Origin of the sequence: Chryseobacterium sp. WG23, from assembly GCF_024586575.1 — a bacterium.
Taxonomy (GTDB): domain Bacteria; phylum Bacteroidota; class Bacteroidia; order Flavobacteriales; family Weeksellaceae; genus Chryseobacterium.
In genome coordinates this window covers 180,809-197,353 of record NZ_JALCZE010000007.1, presented here as the reverse complement: position 1 = coordinate 197,353, position 16,545 = coordinate 180,809, and the positions used below count along the sequence as shown (strand labels likewise).

Annotated in this window: 12 protein-coding genes and 1 tRNA gene; 5 read left to right on the top strand and 8 right to left on the bottom strand. The window is 35.6% G+C overall.

The genetic code is table 11. From position 1 onward, the window contains the following. Positions 1–84 precede the first annotated feature (84 nt). From MP477_RS12655 to MP477_RS12640, 4 genes are all read right to left on the bottom strand, one after another. A complete protein-coding gene (locus MP477_RS12655) occupies positions 85–1,293 on the bottom strand; it encodes a site-specific integrase (RefSeq protein WP_257190713.1) in 1,209 nt (402 codons plus the stop codon). Positions 1,294–1,490: 197 nt separating this feature from the next. After that, positions 1,491–1,563 (bottom strand) — tRNA-Phe (locus tag MP477_RS12650). Between the two features lie 109 nt (positions 1,564–1,672). Next, positions 1,673–3,514, bottom strand: coding sequence for a lysophospholipid acyltransferase family protein (locus tag MP477_RS12645; protein ID WP_257190712.1), 1,842 nt, complete (start codon positions 3,512–3,514; stop codon positions 1,673–1,675). A gap of 22 nt (positions 3,515–3,536) precedes the next feature. Continuing rightward, positions 3,537–4,775: an aspartate kinase gene (locus MP477_RS12640; protein WP_230036997.1), complete on the bottom strand. Its 1,239-nt coding sequence runs from the start codon at positions 4,773–4,775 to the stop codon at positions 3,537–3,539. A gap of 324 nt (positions 4,776–5,099) precedes the next feature. On the opposite strand from MP477_RS12640, the gene fbp reads away from it, so the two are divergent. Together fbp and MP477_RS12630 are read left to right on the top strand one after the other, a co-directional pair. Then, the gene (gene fbp / locus MP477_RS12635; protein WP_047493402.1) at positions 5,100–6,116 is read left to right on the top strand and encodes a class 1 fructose-bisphosphatase; all 1,017 of its coding nucleotides are present in this window, start codon (positions 5,100–5,102) and stop codon (positions 6,114–6,116) included. Positions 6,117–6,125: 9 nt separating this feature from the next. Then, complete coding sequence (locus tag MP477_RS12630) at positions 6,126–7,145, top strand: o-succinylbenzoate synthase (RefSeq protein ID WP_257190711.1); 1,020 nt, start codon at positions 6,126–6,128, stop codon at positions 7,143–7,145. Here MP477_RS12630 and MP477_RS12625 read toward each other — a convergent pair. Together MP477_RS12625 and MP477_RS12620 are read right to left on the bottom strand one after the other, a co-directional pair. Further along, on the bottom strand, positions 7,138–7,308 hold the full coding sequence (locus tag MP477_RS12625; protein ID WP_257190710.1) for a hypothetical protein: 171 nt from the start codon (positions 7,306–7,308) through the stop codon (positions 7,138–7,140). The two genes, MP477_RS12630 and MP477_RS12625, sit on opposite strands and share 8 nt — an antisense overlap. Positions 7,309–7,838: 530 nt before the next feature. Next, positions 7,839–9,026, bottom strand: a complete 1,188-nt coding sequence (locus tag MP477_RS12620) for an alpha/beta hydrolase (RefSeq protein ID WP_257190709.1) — start codon at positions 9,024–9,026, stop codon at positions 7,839–7,841. Positions 9,027–9,111: 85 nt separating this feature from the next. Between MP477_RS12620 and MP477_RS12615 the strand changes: the two genes are divergently transcribed. Further along, the gene (locus MP477_RS12615) at positions 9,112–10,785 is read left to right on the top strand and encodes a glutamine--tRNA ligase/YqeY domain fusion protein (RefSeq protein ID WP_257190708.1); all 1,674 of its coding nucleotides are present in this window, start codon (positions 9,112–9,114) and stop codon (positions 10,783–10,785) included. A gap of 81 nt (positions 10,786–10,866) precedes the next feature. On the opposite strand, the gene MP477_RS12610 is transcribed toward MP477_RS12615, so the two are convergent. Together MP477_RS12610 and MP477_RS12605 are read right to left on the bottom strand one after the other, a co-directional pair. After that, positions 10,867–12,807, bottom strand: coding sequence for an oleate hydratase (locus MP477_RS12610; RefSeq protein WP_257190707.1), 1,941 nt, complete (start codon positions 12,805–12,807; stop codon positions 10,867–10,869). A gap of 90 nt (positions 12,808–12,897) precedes the next feature. Next, the gene (locus MP477_RS12605) at positions 12,898–13,776 is read right to left on the bottom strand and encodes an AraC family transcriptional regulator (protein WP_257190706.1); all 879 of its coding nucleotides are present in this window, start codon (positions 13,774–13,776) and stop codon (positions 12,898–12,900) included. A gap of 263 nt (positions 13,777–14,039) precedes the next feature. Here MP477_RS12605 and prmA point away from each other — a divergent pair, with 263 nt between their 5' ends. Together prmA and MP477_RS12595 are read left to right on the top strand one after the other, a co-directional pair. Beyond that, complete coding sequence (gene prmA, locus MP477_RS12600) at positions 14,040–14,867, top strand: 50S ribosomal protein L11 methyltransferase (RefSeq protein ID WP_257190705.1); 828 nt, start codon at positions 14,040–14,042, stop codon at positions 14,865–14,867. A 16-nt stretch (positions 14,868–14,883) separates the two neighbouring features. After that, positions 14,884–15,723, top strand: coding sequence for an SH3 domain-containing protein (locus MP477_RS12595; protein WP_257190704.1), 840 nt, complete (start codon positions 14,884–14,886; stop codon positions 15,721–15,723). The last annotated feature ends 822 nt before the right edge of the window (positions 15,724–16,545 follow it).

The following is a 16,545-nucleotide window of genomic DNA, read 5'->3' as shown; positions in this document are numbered from 1 at the left end:
AATCAGGCTTTTAAAATATCTATATGAATATTTTTGTTATTTGATTTTTTAGATAAAATGTTATTTTGTTAATAAAATACTGTTTTATTTCTTCCATGCAGAATGCAGACTATCAGCCACCATTTCACGGGAAAACTGAACGTATTTTTTAAAAGACTTATAATCTTTATGCCCAGTAATTTCTCGAATAAATTCTTCATTCATTCCATTAATCAATGAGTTGGTAATGAAAAATACCCTACCGTAGTGCATTGTCAAATAATCGTGAGCATTTTTTTCTACTGTAATCTCATTTTTACCTGAATATTTTACAAATCGTATTTTATCGCCAAAGCCAATCGCTTCAAAAAGTTTTTTGATTTCTCTATTGCAGAATTGATTAGTGGGGACTTTTAGCCTACCATAACGTTCTGTGTGAGCTTTGATTATTTCTTTTGGTACATCCAATAAAGGTATATCAAGCATTTCTTTAGCTTTTTTAATATGTAGGCGTAAGAAGTCTTCTGTAACGTCCTCTGGTCTCATATTTTGAATGTCAACAAACCTCAAACCTGTATAGGAACTAAAAATAAAAATATCCCTTACGACATTACTGTAATCATCTTCAAAATCAGTTGTTCTCAATTTTTCTACGATTTCAGGAGTAAGTTTTATTTTTTCAGAATCATCCTTGAAAACTAAAAACTTTTTAAATTCCATGTTATTATGAAACCTCCTTTCTCCTGCCCAATTCATAAATGTTTTAAGTATTGTTACATATTTCCCGATAGTAGAATTGTAGAAATTTTTTTCAATGAAGTATGCTAATAATTCATCATAGAAATTAAGTGTAATATTTTGAAATGACATATCAAATTTTATCTCATCTGAAAATGCTTTAAGATGGTTTTTACACGTTTTATATGTCTTTATGGTGTTTTCTGACGCAGATTGTTTTCTAACTTCAATAAACTCATCAAAAACACTTAATACTCCTTTCTTCTTAGCGGTTGTTGTAGTGATAGGAGTGATTTTGTGTTCAAACTCTTTTTCTAAAATTTCTTTAGATAGGGGTTGTTCTTTCAATAAATAATCCCTTTCAATCTCTTTTAAGATTTTGACGGTGTTTTCTATTTTCAGATTTTTAGTTGCCGATTCGGGAGCGAGTTGTCTCACTTTTGTCCCTGTCCATTGTGAGGGTTTTACTTTTACCCCTGTGGAACGTTTCAATCTCTTACCTTTTAGGGTTGCCGAAACATATATCATTGTTTCGGTTGTCTTTTTGGGTTCTTTTAAAAAAAATGCGATGTTCATTGTTTAAATATTTGGTTCAAAATTAATCCTCGTTTAAACTGAAAATCTTTTTAAATTGTCCTCAGGGACAACATAGGGACAAAAAAGGACTAAATTTGACGAAACATTATTAAACATCATTAAAACAAAAATCCCTTCTAAACATTGTTTAAAAGGGATTTTCTTGATTGACTAAGTTAAGTTGTGTTTAACTTCTGTGGTTTCTCCAGGAATCGAACCAGGGACACATGGATTTTCAATCCATTGCTCTACCAACTGAGCTAAGAAACCATTATATTTTTGTGTGTCTTACTTCGTTGTTTTAAAGTGATGCAAAAGTAGTAAGTTTTAGTATACAAAGCAAGTATTCATCGTACTTTTTTTTACCAGACTTAAAAACTTACTGATTATCAGCCGGATTGTTTTCCTGTTCTTTTCTTATTTGCTCACTCATCTCTTCCAACACCGGTTTAATGGTGTTTTCCGGAAGATCACTAATCCTGATATACATCAATCCATCAATGGCATCATTGAAGTTCGGATCAACATTGAAAGCAATTACCTTAGCGTTTTGCTTAATATATTTTTTTATCAAAACAGGTAATCTTAGTTCAGGCTCCAGGTCATCAATAATCTTATCAAGCTTATTAAGATCAGACTCCATTTCTTCAAAGAAAATATTCTTATCCCTGTCACGAAGTTTTACCTTATATTCATTCCTTGGAGTGATATACTGAGCCACTGCCGAGTCAAAGTAATTGGAACGCATGAATTCTATCATCAGAGACTTGGAAAACTCTGAAAACTTATTCGAGATACTTACCCCACCCATCAGAAATTTATGGTCAGAATTTCTCAGACATACATGTACAATCCCTCTCCATAAAAGGAACAGAGGTAGTGGCTTTTGCTGATATTCCTGACAGATATAGGCACGGCCCATCTCAATCACCTTTTTAAAGAAAGGGTGAATATCCTGTTCGAACTCAAATAATGAACTGGTATAAAAACCTTTGATGCCGTATTTTTTCATTACCTCTCTACCCAGGGCCATTCTGTAAGCTCCTGCCAGTTTCTTTTCACCATTGTCCCAAAGGAAAAGATGGTGGTAGTGTTTATCATATTCATCAAGGTCAAACGGAAGATTACTCCCTTCACCTACAGCACGGAACGTAAGTTCTCGCTGACGTCCTATTTCCCTCATGATAGAAGGTATTTCTTCATAGGTGGTAAAGTAGATTTCGTAATTTCCATTACTGAACAGCATCTTATCAGTACCTCTCAATTTATCAACATCCTTGATGATATCCTCTTTAGGCGTTTCATCAATAATGTTCTGAACAATATTTTCTTCTTTTAATAAAGGAAACTTCACATACAGATTCTGAAGATTGATGCTTTGGGCCAAAGATTTTCTCTTTTCATAGTAAGATTTCATCATATAAACCTTACGTTTCAAAAACTCACCCAGTTCTTCAATCGTTTCCATATCGTCCATTGCCTTTAAGGTAATAGGCCGTCCGATCCGGATTCTGATAGGTCTTTCCCTGTCATTCATCATTTCAGCAGGCAGCATCAGGGTCTGTAAACTCGGATGAAGTTTGGCAACCTGATAAAAAAGACGGCTGTTTTTAGCATGGAAATACATAGGAACTACCGGCACTTTAGCCATTCTTATAAGCTTAAGTGCCGTTTTTTCCCAGTCTTTATCTAAGATTTCTCCGTAAGGATTATTTTTATTGGAAACTTCCCCTGCCGGAAAAATACCTACGCAGCCTCCATTTTGGATATGCTTAAGCGTTTCACGCATTCCTGAAGAACTGCTGTAGACTTCTTTTCTGTTTTCAAAAGGATTTACAGGGATTACGTACGGCTCCATAGGCTTTATTTTTTCCAAAAGGAAATTTCCCATGATTTTGAAATCCGGACGAACCTCCGTAAGGATCTTGCACATTAAAATTCCGTCAATAGCACCCAGCGGATGATTGGAAACCAGAATAAAAGGTCCCGTTTTGGGGATTTTTGCAAGATCTTCTTCAAAAGCTACATAGCTTAAGTTTCTTTCTCTTACAAATGAGTCGAAAAAGTCTTTACCTTCCTTATCTTTTAATTTGTCGTATAATTTATTTACTTCATTTATTTTAGCAATGCTCATCACAGCAGATGCTACTGGATTCTTTAGAAATCCAATTTTACTTAAGCCGGAAGCTTTGATCAGATCGTTTTTCGAAATTAAACTCATGTGTGTTTAGTCGCAATTAAAATTATTGTGTTACCATTTGAAGCGTATTCTTGGAAATTTGCTCCAATAATACATTCTTTTCATGGTAAAATTTTTCAATATGATCCATCTTCGCATTTCTTACTGTGAATAAAGATACATTTTTAATCGCTTCGGTTTTAAAAATTTTATGAAGTTCTTCGTTAAGTTCTTCAATATGGTTAAATTTATCTTCCAGACATAAAGCCAATGAAATAGCAGAATTCTGCATCAGGGAAACTTTAATTTTGTACTTTGATAAATAGCCGAATATAAGGCTCATATGATCCTCTGCGATGAAAGAAAAGTCTCTTGTTGATATTTTCAGCAGAGCCTGATTTTCTTTCAAAATATAAGTTTCTTCCTGTTGGTTTTTGTCTGAAGCTCCTACTTTAGTTCCTTCCTTCGTAGGATCTACGAAAGATTTTACATAAAAAGGAATACTTTTCTGTTGGAGTGGCTGTAATGTCTTTGGGTGTATTACACTTGCCCCGTAATAAGCCATCTCAATAGCTTCCTCATAAGATATATTGGAAAGAAGAGTTACATCGTTGAATTTTCTCGGATCTCCTGTCATTACACCCGGTACATCTTTCCAGATAGTCATTGCTTCAGCATCTAAGCAAAATGCAAAAATAGCAGCAGAATAGTCAGAACCTTCTCTTCCTAAAGTTACTGTGAAATTATTGTCGTCTGAACCAATGAACCCTTGGGTAACATAGCAGATTTCAGGATTTAAATTTGAGATAAAATCCTCAGTTTTTGTCCAATCTACATTACCTTCCCTGTAAGAATTATCTGTTTTAATGTAATCTCTGGCATCCAGCCACTGATTGGTAAACTGAATCTCGTTCAGGTATTCACTTACAATTTTAGTTGAAATCATTTCTCCGCAACTTACCACCTGATCATATACAAAGCTGTAATTAGGAGATTTGTTTCTTCTTAAAAAAGAATCTATATCATCAAAAAAGAGATTGATTTCAGCAAAAACTGCATGGTTTTCAGGAAAGAGACCCTCCGCTACCTCAATGTGTTTTCGTTTTATCTTTTCAATCTCAGTTTGATAGTTATCCTTTTTGAAATAAAGTTCTACAACCTTTTCCAACTCGTTCGTCGTTTTGCCCATTGCTGAAATTACCAGCAAACATTTGGCAAATCCCTGGCTTTTTAGAACCATAGACACGTTTTTTACACTTTCGGCATCTTTTACCGATGCCCCACCAAACTTGAAAATTTTCATTAAATTGTTAAAAATAAAATTGTTAGATAAAAAATGACATGAGTTTTTTACGGACGTCAAAATTATAAATTTACAACGAGATATGAAATAGGCGAGCGGAATGATAGAATTAAGATTTCCTTAAAATCAACAATTAATGAAATAATTTGAATTTTTCGTGTACCCCATATAACAAATCCGGAGGCATAATTTTCAATAATCGTTTGATGTTACGCTAGGTTTTATTTATATTGTGTTGAAATTCAGATGTTAACCTCTTTTGTAATTAAATTTTCCTAATGCAATAAATTTTCCGAAATTTGGAGAAAACGTAAAAAGAAAAATATGTCAAATCAACCATTACAGACTTTAGGAGAATTTCTTATAGATAAACAGGACGATTTTCAATATTCTACAGGTGAATTTTCTCGTCTTCTAAGCGCAATAAGATTGGCTTCGAAAGTGGTAAACAGAGAAGTAAATAAAGCCGGAATTGTAGATATAACAGGAGCTGCCGGTAACCAGAATATTCAGGGCGAGGAACAGCAGAAACTTGATGTGATCGCTAATGAAATTTTTATTACGGCTTTGTCTCAAAGAGAGGTTGTTTGTGGTATTGCGTCTGAGGAAAATGATGATTTTATTGATATTAAATGCGGAGAGAACGGTCACTTAAGTAAATATGTAGTGCTTATTGATCCTTTAGACGGATCTTCCAATATTGATGTAAATGTTTCCGTAGGAACTATTTTCTCTATCTACAGAAGAGTTACTGAACCTGGAACTCCTGTGCAGCTGGAAGACTTTTTACAGAAAGGGATTAATCAGATTGCTGCAGGATACGTTATTTATGGTTCCTCTACAATGATCGTTTATACTACCGGAAACGGAGTAAACGGATTTACCCTGGATCCTTCTTTGGGAACTTATTACCTTTCTCATCCCAATATGACTTTCCCAAAAACAGGTAAAATCTATTCTATCAACGAAGGAAACTATATTAAATTCCCTCAGGGAGTGAAAAACTACCTTAAATATTGTCAGATGGAAGAAGGGGACCGTCCTTATACTTCAAGGTATATCGGTTCTTTAGTTGCAGATTTCCATAGAAATATGCTGAAAGGCGGAATTTATATTTACCCGTCTTATTCTCAGGCTCCGAACGGTAAACTGAGATTATTATACGAATGTAATCCTATGGCTTTCCTGGCAGAGCAGGCCGGTGGTAAGGCAACAGACGGATTCAGAAGAATTCTGGAAGTTGAGCCGACGGAACTTCACCAGAGAATTCCATTTTTCTGCGGAAGTGTAGACATGGTAGAAAAAGCAGAAGAGTTTATGCGTATCGATAGTGTGAAATAACATCGTAGTATGGAAGCGTCTTATTTTAGATATCTATTACAATTCAAACGCCCGAGTGGAACATCTCGCGGCGTTTTGCTTGATAAGGAAACCTTTATTCTTGAGATTTCAGAAAATGGAAAAAAGGGAGTAGGAGAATGTGCCATTTTCAGAGGGCTGAGTTTTGATGACCGGCCGGATTATGAAGAAAAACTGAAATGGCTTTGTGAGAATATTGAAAAGAATTTTGCTGATCTAAAAGAAGAGCTGAAAGATTTTCCGTCAATATGGTTTGGTTACGAGCAGGCGGTTTTGAACCTGAAGTATGGTGGCCGTCTTTATTTTCCCAGTGAGTTTACTGAAGGGAAATCTGCTATTACCATCAACGGTTTAATCTGGATGGGGGAGATCGGCTATATGGAAGAACAGATTGAAGAGAAACTGGAAAAAGGCTTTCATTGCATCAAACTGAAAATCGGTGTCCACTGGAAAGAAGAATATATTATTCTTCAAAAGCTTAGAGAAAAATTCTCCGGCGATCAGTTGGAACTGCGTGTAGATGCCAATGGAGGGTTTAATAAAGAAGAAGCGATGGGTGTTTTGCAGCAACTGGCAGATCTTGATATTCACTCTATTGAACAGCCCATTAAAGCCGGAAATTGGCACGATATGAAAGAATTATGTTCAAAAACACCTACACCAATTGCATTGGATGAAGAACTGATAGGAATAATTAATCCTGATAAAAAGAAACTTCTGTTAGAAACAATAAAGCCACAATACATTATTTTGAAACCTGCTTTAGTGGGAGGTTTCTCCGGTTCTGACGAGTGGATTTCCCTTGCTGAAGAACAAAATATAGGTTGGTGGATTACTTCTGCGCTGGAAAGTAATATCGGGCTGAATGCCATTGCTCAATATACAGTGACCAAAAAAAATCCAATGCCTCAAGGATTGGGCACCGGATCTTTATTTGTTAATAATTTTGAATCAAGCCTTGATCTCAGAAATGAGTTGCTGTGGTTCAAAACTGAAGAGAAAATTAATTAAGACAGGTAGGATTGTCCCAGTGATCATAATCCCATTCTCTGCAGCATCTGTTTTTTGGATCCCAATTGTTACATCCTATAGGGATTGGGGGAGGATTACCGCCATTCATGGCTTTTAACTCACTCTTACTCAATTTCTTCATGTTGCTTTGTTGGTTTTTCATAATTGATAGGTTATGGTTTGGTCAATAAATATCGAATTTTTTTTTCAGCTGGACAACATTATGAGTGTATGTTGTTGGTATTGTGTGAATTGTTAATGTGGTGAATAATGATTATTGTGGGTTTTCCAGAAGACAGAGATATGCGGAAGTGCTTACCTGAATAAAATATTCTTTTTCAATACGAACTATCTGAAGGAATATTTATCTTTCATAAAAATAAAGACATGAAAATAAACCCCTACAGTAATATTATAGGAGCCTGATATACTTTTAATTCTGTTTTAATGATAAAGTAATTTTAGGTTCGAATATTCTGTTTTTTTTCGAGTTATTTTTTCTGTTAAATCACATCTTTTACGAAAATCGCTTTCTTAATATACTGAAATATATAAGAAAATTTACTTTTAATTCTTTTCATAATAAAAAAATTGTAATTCTCTAGAGTATGAATTGGCAATCTTTATGCCATTTTCTCAATTTTCAGTAACTTTAACTTATTGTCTTTTTTATAATATTTTTTTAATTTATTGTTAAGAAATAATTGTGAAAACATTTTCGTTATCCATTGTTCTGTTCGTGATGAGGGTTCTGTCTATTCCGTACAGATTTTGAAAAATATCTCTCTGAACCTGAGAGCTGGAAAGGTATCCCCAATGTTTTCCCACCTCAAATTTAAAACTGTTTAAAAGATCATCTTTAACGAAAGTACAGTCGATAACAGACACAATATCTTTAAAGCGTTCAATATCACTGGGTCCATTTTTTCCAAGCCGTGGAGTAAGGATGTTTTTGGTAAATTGGGAAAGTCCCAAAATGACATCCTGTCTGTTTAAATAGATGGAAATGCGGTTTGCAAGAAGAGGAAGTTTATTGAAGGAATCCTCGGAGTCTTCAAATACTTTGTAAGTAACATCTGCGTTAAGTAAAATAACCTGGTCAATAACCCTTAAAATATTTTCTTTTTTCAAACTATACAGCATGCTTTGAAGAACCCGGTTTCCCAAAGAATGAGTCATTATATGGATTCTTTGGTTGCATGGGATAAGATCCCGATTGGAAAAAATATCTTTTAGAAACTGGGTGTAAAAGTAAAAGAGTCTTAATAATGAAGTTCCGGAGTTGATGCTTGCCGCTTTATCATCGAAATAAGTCAAGGGAACAATGCTGCTTGAGGCCGGCCAGCTTACAAATAAAATATGCTCAACAGGAGATTCAGGATGATCAATAAACAGCTTTTTAAGATCAAGTATAGCCTTTAATTCATCATCAAAATCATAGGCATATCCATGGATAAATATAAGGACATCGCTCCGGTCTTTGGTGGAAGACATGTTTTTGTATAGCTCATAGAACATTCTCTGGGTGCCACCAAGATTATTAGCTGTTAAAGAAGATTTTTTAATCCCTTTTTCACTGAGCAAAACCTCTAAAACCTCTTCATATCCCTGTTTTTCGGGTTCCGAAAACAGTTTGTAGTTGATAATGTTTCTGTTCTTGTAATCTTTCTTCTTTTTGGCCGGTGCAGTAGGTTCTTTATAACCCTCAAAATCACATTTGGCAATTCTGAAATTGGGAATTGAATATTCTTCATTGGAAAAAGAGTCTACGCTTTCACCCTTATGACGCACAATTTTTCGATTGCTTAAGATATAAACAGCCATGATAATCAGGTTTGTAACTTTCTCTAAGATACAGAAAAATACTGAATTATCAGCCATTGTACTTTTTAATTATGACTTTCGTAAGCCCCAAATTTTCCGTAACTTTGTGCAACTTTTTTTGCTAAAAACAAAAGCTAATTTAATGGAAGAAGAAAAAAAATCACTCAATTTTATTGAGCAAATTATAGAAGATGATTTGGCAAACGGACTGAAAAGAGATCAGATTCGTTTCCGTTTTCCCCCTGAACCGAATGGATATCTGCATGTAGGCCACACAAAGGCGATCTGCATCAATTTTGGCTTGGGAGAAAAATACAATGCACCTGTAAACCTTCGTTTTGACGATACCAATCCTGAGAAAGAAGAACAGGAATTCGTAGATTCAATCAAGAAAGATGTGGAATGGCTAGGTTTCAAATGGGACAAAGAATTGTATGCATCAGATTACTTCCAGCAGCTTTATGAATGGGCAGTACAACTGATTAAAGAAGGAAAGGCTTATGTAGATGAGCAGCCATCTGAAGTGATTACCGAACAGAGAAAAAATCCTACGGAACCAGGTGTGGAATCGCCATTCAGAAACCGTCCGGTTGAAGAATCATTGGATCTATTCGAAAGAATGAGAAACGGTGAGTTCGAGGAAGGAACAATGTCGCTTCGTGCAAAAATTGATATGGTTTCCCCCAATATGAATATGCGTGATCCTGTGATGTACAGAATTCTGAAAAGACCACACCACAGAACAGGAACTGCCTGGAAGATCTATCCGATGTACGACTGGGCACATGGGGAATCGGATTATTTGGAACAAGTTTCACACTCTCTATGTTCATTGGAATTCGAAAACCACAGACCTCTTTACAACTGGTATCTGGAGCAGGTATCTGATGAAACTAAAGTAGCTCCCAAGCAGAGAGAATTTGCAAGGATGAATGTTTCCTATATGATCACTTCCAAAAGAAAGCTGCAAAGACTTGTAGCTGAAGGAGCGGTGACAGGATGGGATGATCCTAGAATGCCTACTATTTCAGGGATGAGAAGAAAAGGATACACGCCGGCGTCTATCAGAAACTTTATTGAAAAGGTGGGAGTTGCCAAAAGAGAAAACCTGATTGAAATCCAGTTACTTGACTTCTGTGTGCGTGAAGATCTTAATAAAGTAGCTAAACGTGTAATGGCAGTAGTAGATCCTGTTAAATTAGTGATCGAAAACTATCCTGAAGACAAGGAAGAATGGTTGGAAACTGAAAATAATCCTGAACAGGAAAATGCAGGAACCAGAGAAGTTCCTTTTTCAAGAGAACTATATATCGAACGTGAGGATTTCAAGGAAGAAGCTAATAATAAATTCTTCAGACTGAAGTTAGGTGGAGAAGTTCGTTTAAAGTCTGCTTATATCATTAAAGCAGAAAGAGTGGAGAAGGATGAAAATGGAGAGATTACTACCATCTATGCTTCTTACGATGAAAAGAGTAAATCCGGAAGCGGAACGGAAGAAAGCTTAAGAAAAGTAAAGGGAACATTACACTGGGTATCTGCGAAACACGCGATCCCTGTAGAGGTAAGGGTTTACAACCAATTATTTACCGTGGAGCAGCCGGATGCTGAAAAAGATGTTGACTTCCTGAATTTCATTAACCCTGATTCGGTAAGTACTATTCAAGGTTTTGCTGAACCAAGCCTGAAAGATGTTGCCGTAGGTGAACCCCTTCAGTTCCAGAGAATCGGGTACTTTACCAAAGACCAGGATTCTACGGACGCTGCGTTGGTTTTCAACCGTACAGTAACTCTAAAAGATTCTTATAAGCCTGAATAATTTCAGGATGATCATACATAAAAGCAGGACCTCACTGAAGTCCTGCTTTTCGTTTTTTATAACTGGAGCCTTAAGATAACATTACCCTTTTACTCCTTTGATCCAATCCTGGAATTTACCTACCTGTTCCATAAAGAAAGATTCATGTTCTTCTTTTTCTTCAGGACGGTTGACCAGAATATGTTCAAAATAGCTTCCTTTCAGTATTTTTCTTAAAATACCTTCTCCTAAGAATGGTTTATAATCATTAAGAGCCTGGGTAGCTTTCAGTAAATGTCTGATGTCATATTGTAATGGATTGATGTCCGGAACCTGCTTGTTGAGGTTCAGAAGTTTGTATACTGCTATTCTGGCTGTTCTTACTGAACTTTCCATAGTAAATACTACATCATTGTTGGTTTCCACAAACTGTCCTACCAACCCTAGATTGGTACAGCCTTCGGGAACAACTCTCGGACGATCACCCTGAGCTCTTGGCATAAACATAGAGGTAATATAAGGCATAAATGCAGTACGAACAATGGTATTTTCTATAACATTATCAAGCTGGTCTGTCATTCCCAAGTGGTGACATAATTCTGCAAGGATTTCATTTCCGGTACATTGAGGCATTGTTTTTTTTATGTAATTACCTTCTTTATCCATCAGTAGGGCATATACCCATACAACGAGGATGTCATCCGGCTGAGTAGGGAAGTGTGGCTGTCTGTTGCAGGTAAAGCTCATCACCCAATTAGAGTCGGTGATAGTGATAATCCCTCCTGTAGCTGTTCTTCCGGAATAAGGATCATTCACGCACAGTTCTTTCAGTTTCTCTGTGAAAGCAGAAGGCCGGCAGGTTAATGTAGCAGATTCCCACGAAGATTTTTCAATATGACTGCAGAATTTTTCAGGCTTACCAAATACTTCAGATTTGGCAGCGAGATTTTTCCACAGTTTCCATCCCGCACTTTGTCCTGCACTGCTGTTGTCTATCGTAACTTCCGGGACCGTATTATTATCTGCATAGAAGGTGCTTTCAGTCATTGAGCCTGTAGTAACAATCACATAATCCTCTTTACCAACGGGTATTTTTACTTCTTCGCCATTTTGCTCGGTGATAATCCCTTCCACTGTTTTTCCTTCCGTATTGATATGGATATCAAGGTCTTTTACTAATGTATTAAACTGAATCTGTATTCCTTTCTCAACAAGGAAATTTTTAAGAGGAGTTACATACGTGTCATATTGGTTGTATTTAGGGAATACAAGACATGAGAAGTCTTTCATTCCGTCAATGGCATGCAGGAATCTGTGCATATACAGTTTCAGTTCCAGTAAGCTGTGCCAGTTCTCAAAAGCAAACATAGAACGCCAGAAAAACCAGAAATTACTGTTAAGAAAAGATTCAGCGAAATAATCTTCAATAGTCAGATCATCAAGCTCTTCTTTTTTCTTCAATAAAAGTTTAACAATTGCCAGCTGGTCTTTTTTCTCAAGTCCGAATTTACTGAAATCCTGGATCTGCCCCTGGTTATGAATCAGTCTTGCTTTAGAATAATTAGGGTCATTGTCGTTAATAAGGCGGTATTCATCCAATACACTGTATGGAGCGGGTAATTCCAATGCCGGAATATCCTGGAACATATCCCATAGATTTTCATAGGTCATATCCATTTCACGTCCTCCACGGATGATATAGCCGTCTTTTGCGTTTCCTGCTCCATCCAGAGAGCCTCCTTCTACATTGAGTTGATCAAGGAAAATAATGTTTTTACCCGGAACACGGCCATCACGGATGAAATAATAAGCGGCAGACATTCCCGCAATTCCGCTTCCTACAATATAGATTTTAGTGTTTTCATAAGATTGTGAAGGAATTCCCTTATTACGCTGATAATTTCCGATCTGGTCAGAAAAAGGCATCGTTTTTTCAGGAGTGTTAATCTGAACTTCTTTACTTGAATCCGGTTCGTGGTTTACTTTTCCAAACTGCTCAGAAGCATTTAAAACTTTTTCGAATTTTGAATTGATCGTACTCATTTTTTGTTTGTTTTTAATTAACATGTTAAAGGTACTTCTATTCAAAAAGCAGCACATATCCCCAATGTCGGAATTGTCATCCCCAAATTCTTATGACTGGATATTTTCTTTTGTCCGATACTCTGAAGGAGAAAAAGAAGTGTGTTTTTTAAAAAAACGGCTGAAAGCTGATGCCGAATTAAACTGAAGCTCAAAAGCTATTTCTGAGATCGTGATATCGGGATTTCCCAGCATGACATAAGCCTCTTTCAGTAAAGTCTCATCAATGACTTCATGAGGGGTTTTTCCACTGGCTTTTTTAATAATCTCTATAAGGTGTTTATTAGAAATACAAAGCTCCTCGGCATAAAACTGAACGGTTCTCTGCTGTCTGATATTTTCCCGGATCAGTTTACTGAATTTCAGGAAAAGGTCTTTTTTTCCGTCCTCTTTCTGAGAAACTGTATTGATTTCTTTTTCTATGATTTCTGCAGTTTCAAGCAGTAAGTTAAAAATAATTGTCCTGATAATCTCTTCTGTGAATTTGCCTTGTTTTCTGGATTTCTTTTTAAGGTAATCCAGCAGGTTTTGTAATTGCAGAGAATTTTTTTCTGTTGTTTTTATAATGCTGTAGGAACCCTTAGAGAAGAGATTCATTTTCTCAATAATGAAAGGGTTAGATATGTTTTTGATGAGAAAATTCTTATCAAAAAATAAGAGCTTCATCATAAAATCTTCACTGGTTTCCAGAAATCTTACAATGGTAGAAGGAGCGGCTATAAATAAACTGTGGGTGGTTACTTTATATTTTTTACTGTCTATTTCAATACTTATTTCTCCAGCCGTACAAATACATAGGGCATAATAATCCATCCTGAACGGTGCTTTTGGAAAATTGAAAATAGGATTTCCTGAAGATATATAATAAGACTGGCGGCAATCAATCCTGTAAAAAGAAAGGGTATCATGTAAATTTTCGTAGGCTACCATGTGACGGATTGCTTAGGTTTCTATTGTTTTTCAGATATTCCGAATGGTATCTGCTCTTACTGCAATTTACAAATTTATATAAATTTTTTATGCTTTGTATATCAAAAATATTCACTATTGATCATATTATAGAAGAAATCTTACTATAAGGAAACGCGATGTTGGCCTTTTAAAACTGAATAAATTCTTGAGTAAGACTAAAACTTCATGCTTCCATTTTTTTAACAGTAATAACATTAGTATTTTTGCAGCAAATTAGTCACATGCAAAATTATTTAGAATTCAATTTCAAAATTTCTCCATTGCAACCCTGGAATGAGATATTAATGGCAGAGCTTATTGAGATAGGTTTTGACAGCTTTACAGAAGAGATTCACGGAATTTTAGGATATATTCAGACAGATCTGTTTCATGAAGAGCAGCTTAAGGCCCTTCCTATTTTTGAAAATGAAAATGTAAAGATTGAGTACTCTTTTGAGGAAATGCCTAATATCAACTGGAATGAAGAATGGGAAAAGAATTTCTCTCCTATCAATATCGATGATAAAGTATTAATCAGAGCAGAATTTCATGAGTCTGTACCGGGAATGCATGAAATTATTATCCAGCCTAAAATGTCTTTCGGAACAGGGCATCACCCTACCACACACCTGATGATCCAGCAGATGATGGAGCTTGACCTTAGTGGAAAGAAAGTATTGGATATGGGGTGTGGGACTTCTGTATTGGCTATCTATGCAAAACAACAGGGGGCCGGAGATACCAAAGCCATTGATATTGACGAATGGTCTGTAGAAAACTCAAAAGAAAACGCTGTAAGAAATGGCGTTGAACTGGATATTGAACTGGGAACAGCCGAAAACTTAGGAAAAGAAAATTTTGATGTTATTTTAGCAAATATCAACAGAAATATTCTGATTTCAGATATTCCAACCTATGTTTCTGTGTTGAATGAAGGCGGAAAACTATTGCTTTCGGGGCTTTGCTTCTTTGATGTAGATGATATTCTTGAAGTATGTAAAGAAAGCGGTCTTGAGCTGAAAAAGCAAATACAACGCGAAGAGTGGGTAAGCTTGCTGTTAGAAAAATAAAAAAACAAATACAGATATGAAAACTTTATGGACCGCTTTATTATTACTGATACTGCCGTTTTTTTCAGCACAGGAAAATGAAGCGTATGCTGATGGGGTTTTTGGTTTTGAAGAGAATAAAAGCCAAAAGATTTTTACGGATTGGACAAGGATCAGAAAAGAACCTAATGTTCAGGCACCGGTTGTAGACTCATTGCAGGCTAATCAACAGGTATTAATCCTTAAAAAAGAAGAAGCCATATTAAGATTAGGGGAAAGAGGTGCTAATTGGTACAAGATCTCTTATCAGAAGGGAGATATGACTTCTGAAGGATATGTTTGGGGAGGTAACCTTTGTATAGGATACCGTAATAAAAACGGATATGATTTCCTTTTCGGGCTTTCAAAAACCATAGACAGAAAAAACAAAGAGATTAATACTATAGAGAAACAGAATATTGCAGGAATCAAAGTGATGGAGGGTAATATGCTTGTAGATGAGGTCTATTTTGATACCGGAAGTGGAGAGGAGCTGAGCTATGCTACTTTCAATATTGAAAGCAGTCATAAACTGCAGAATGTAGCGCTTACTTTAAAGGCATTGGTTTCTGGTGAAGCCTGTGGTATTGCTAGCTATGACCAATATGTTCTTTTTAAGGATAAAAAACTAATTGCCCTTCCACAGCTGATGAATGTAGGAGATGCAGATGTTTTTTACCATAGTGAGCAATATATTTTCCCTAATGATAAAGGTGGAATTCCTGATGCTTTTATTTTTAAAATGGAAGAAATGGAAAAAGATGATAAAGATCGGGAGAAGAAAAAACGCTCTTCCAAAACTTATCTTTGGAATGGAAGTTCCTATCGATTGAAATAACCTTTGACATGGGTCATTAAAAAATATAAGTCCTTGCTGTTTAAGTGAGGACTTTTTCTATGGCTGGATAAAGAAAAAATAGGATTGGAATCAGCCAATCCAGTTTCTTCTCTTCTTTTGATTATAAAGGAAGGGTAAAATCACACAGCTTCCATTTACCTGCAATTAAAACAATCATATGTATTAAAAATATAAACCACCACACTTTATTACTTTTGTTTAGGATAATGGCAGCTACTGAAGAAATAAAAGAAATGATAAAGCACAGTACCCCGATTATGATATCAATTCCAGTTACAAGACTGAAATAAGCAAGCAGTGTAATGCTCAGGCTTATTATCGAGATCATACCCAATAAGAAAGCTGTTTTATGTTGTTTTGACCGTTGCAAAGAAAGGTTATAAAGGTAATTTATTTAATCAACAAATAAATTAAGTATAAGAAAGCTTTATTCCAGTAAAATCCATTTTCAGTTAAAACTGATTCTTTTGGAGAAAGTAGTATTAACCAAGCCTTTATAATATAAGAGGTTCTGACATTTTTTATATGAATTTTATATCAGTAACTGAATTTTCTAAGAAATGGACTATCCCGGGTCAGGTTATAAACTTTGGGATAAGCAAATCGGGTTAAATCTAAAACCTCTTGTTTGGAGGGTATTCAGAGATCTATGCTGTATTAAATAAAATATGTGATTTTATATTTGATAATTCGAATGTTCTATCTTAAGAAAGCGAGAAAGGCAACTTTGTCGTTGAATAAGCGATATAAAAAGTTACTTTCATCAAAATCGATTTCTAATCGATTCATTCTTGACTCACT

What these genes read in the sequence shown, in the direction of transcription:
- MP477_RS12640 (WP_230036997.1), bottom strand. Translation starts at nt 4,775, where the DNA reads ATGAAAATTTTCAAGTTTGGTGGGGCATCGGTAAAAGATGCCGAAAGT.
- MP477_RS12625 (WP_257190710.1), bottom strand. Translation starts at nt 7,308, where the DNA reads ATGAAAAACCAACAAAGCAACATGAAGAAATTGAGTAAGAGTGAGTTA.
- MP477_RS12595 (WP_257190704.1), top strand. Translation starts at nt 14,884, where the DNA reads ATGAAAACTTTATGGACCGCTTTATTATTACTGATACTGCCGTTTTTT.
- MP477_RS12655 (WP_257190713.1), bottom strand. Translation starts at nt 1,293, where the DNA reads ATGAACATCGCATTTTTTTTAAAAGAACCCAAAAAGACAACCGAAACA.
- MP477_RS12645 (WP_257190712.1), bottom strand. Translation starts at nt 3,514, where the DNA reads ATGAGTTTAATTTCGAAAAACGATCTGATCAAAGCTTCCGGCTTAAGT.
- MP477_RS12605 (WP_257190706.1), bottom strand. Translation starts at nt 13,776, where the DNA reads ATGGTAGCCTACGAAAATTTACATGATACCCTTTCTTTTTACAGGATT.
- MP477_RS12630 (WP_257190711.1), top strand. Translation starts at nt 6,126, where the DNA reads ATGGAAGCGTCTTATTTTAGATATCTATTACAATTCAAACGCCCGAGT.
- MP477_RS12615 (WP_257190708.1), top strand. Translation starts at nt 9,112, where the DNA reads ATGGAAGAAGAAAAAAAATCACTCAATTTTATTGAGCAAATTATAGAA.
- prmA (WP_257190705.1), top strand. Translation starts at nt 14,040, where the DNA reads ATGCAAAATTATTTAGAATTCAATTTCAAAATTTCTCCATTGCAACCC.
- fbp (WP_047493402.1), top strand. Translation starts at nt 5,100, where the DNA reads ATGTCAAATCAACCATTACAGACTTTAGGAGAATTTCTTATAGATAAA.
- MP477_RS12620 (WP_257190709.1), bottom strand. Translation starts at nt 9,026, where the DNA reads ATGGCTGATAATTCAGTATTTTTCTGTATCTTAGAGAAAGTTACAAAC.
- MP477_RS12610 (WP_257190707.1), bottom strand. Translation starts at nt 12,807, where the DNA reads ATGAGTACGATCAATTCAAAATTCGAAAAAGTTTTAAATGCTTCTGAG.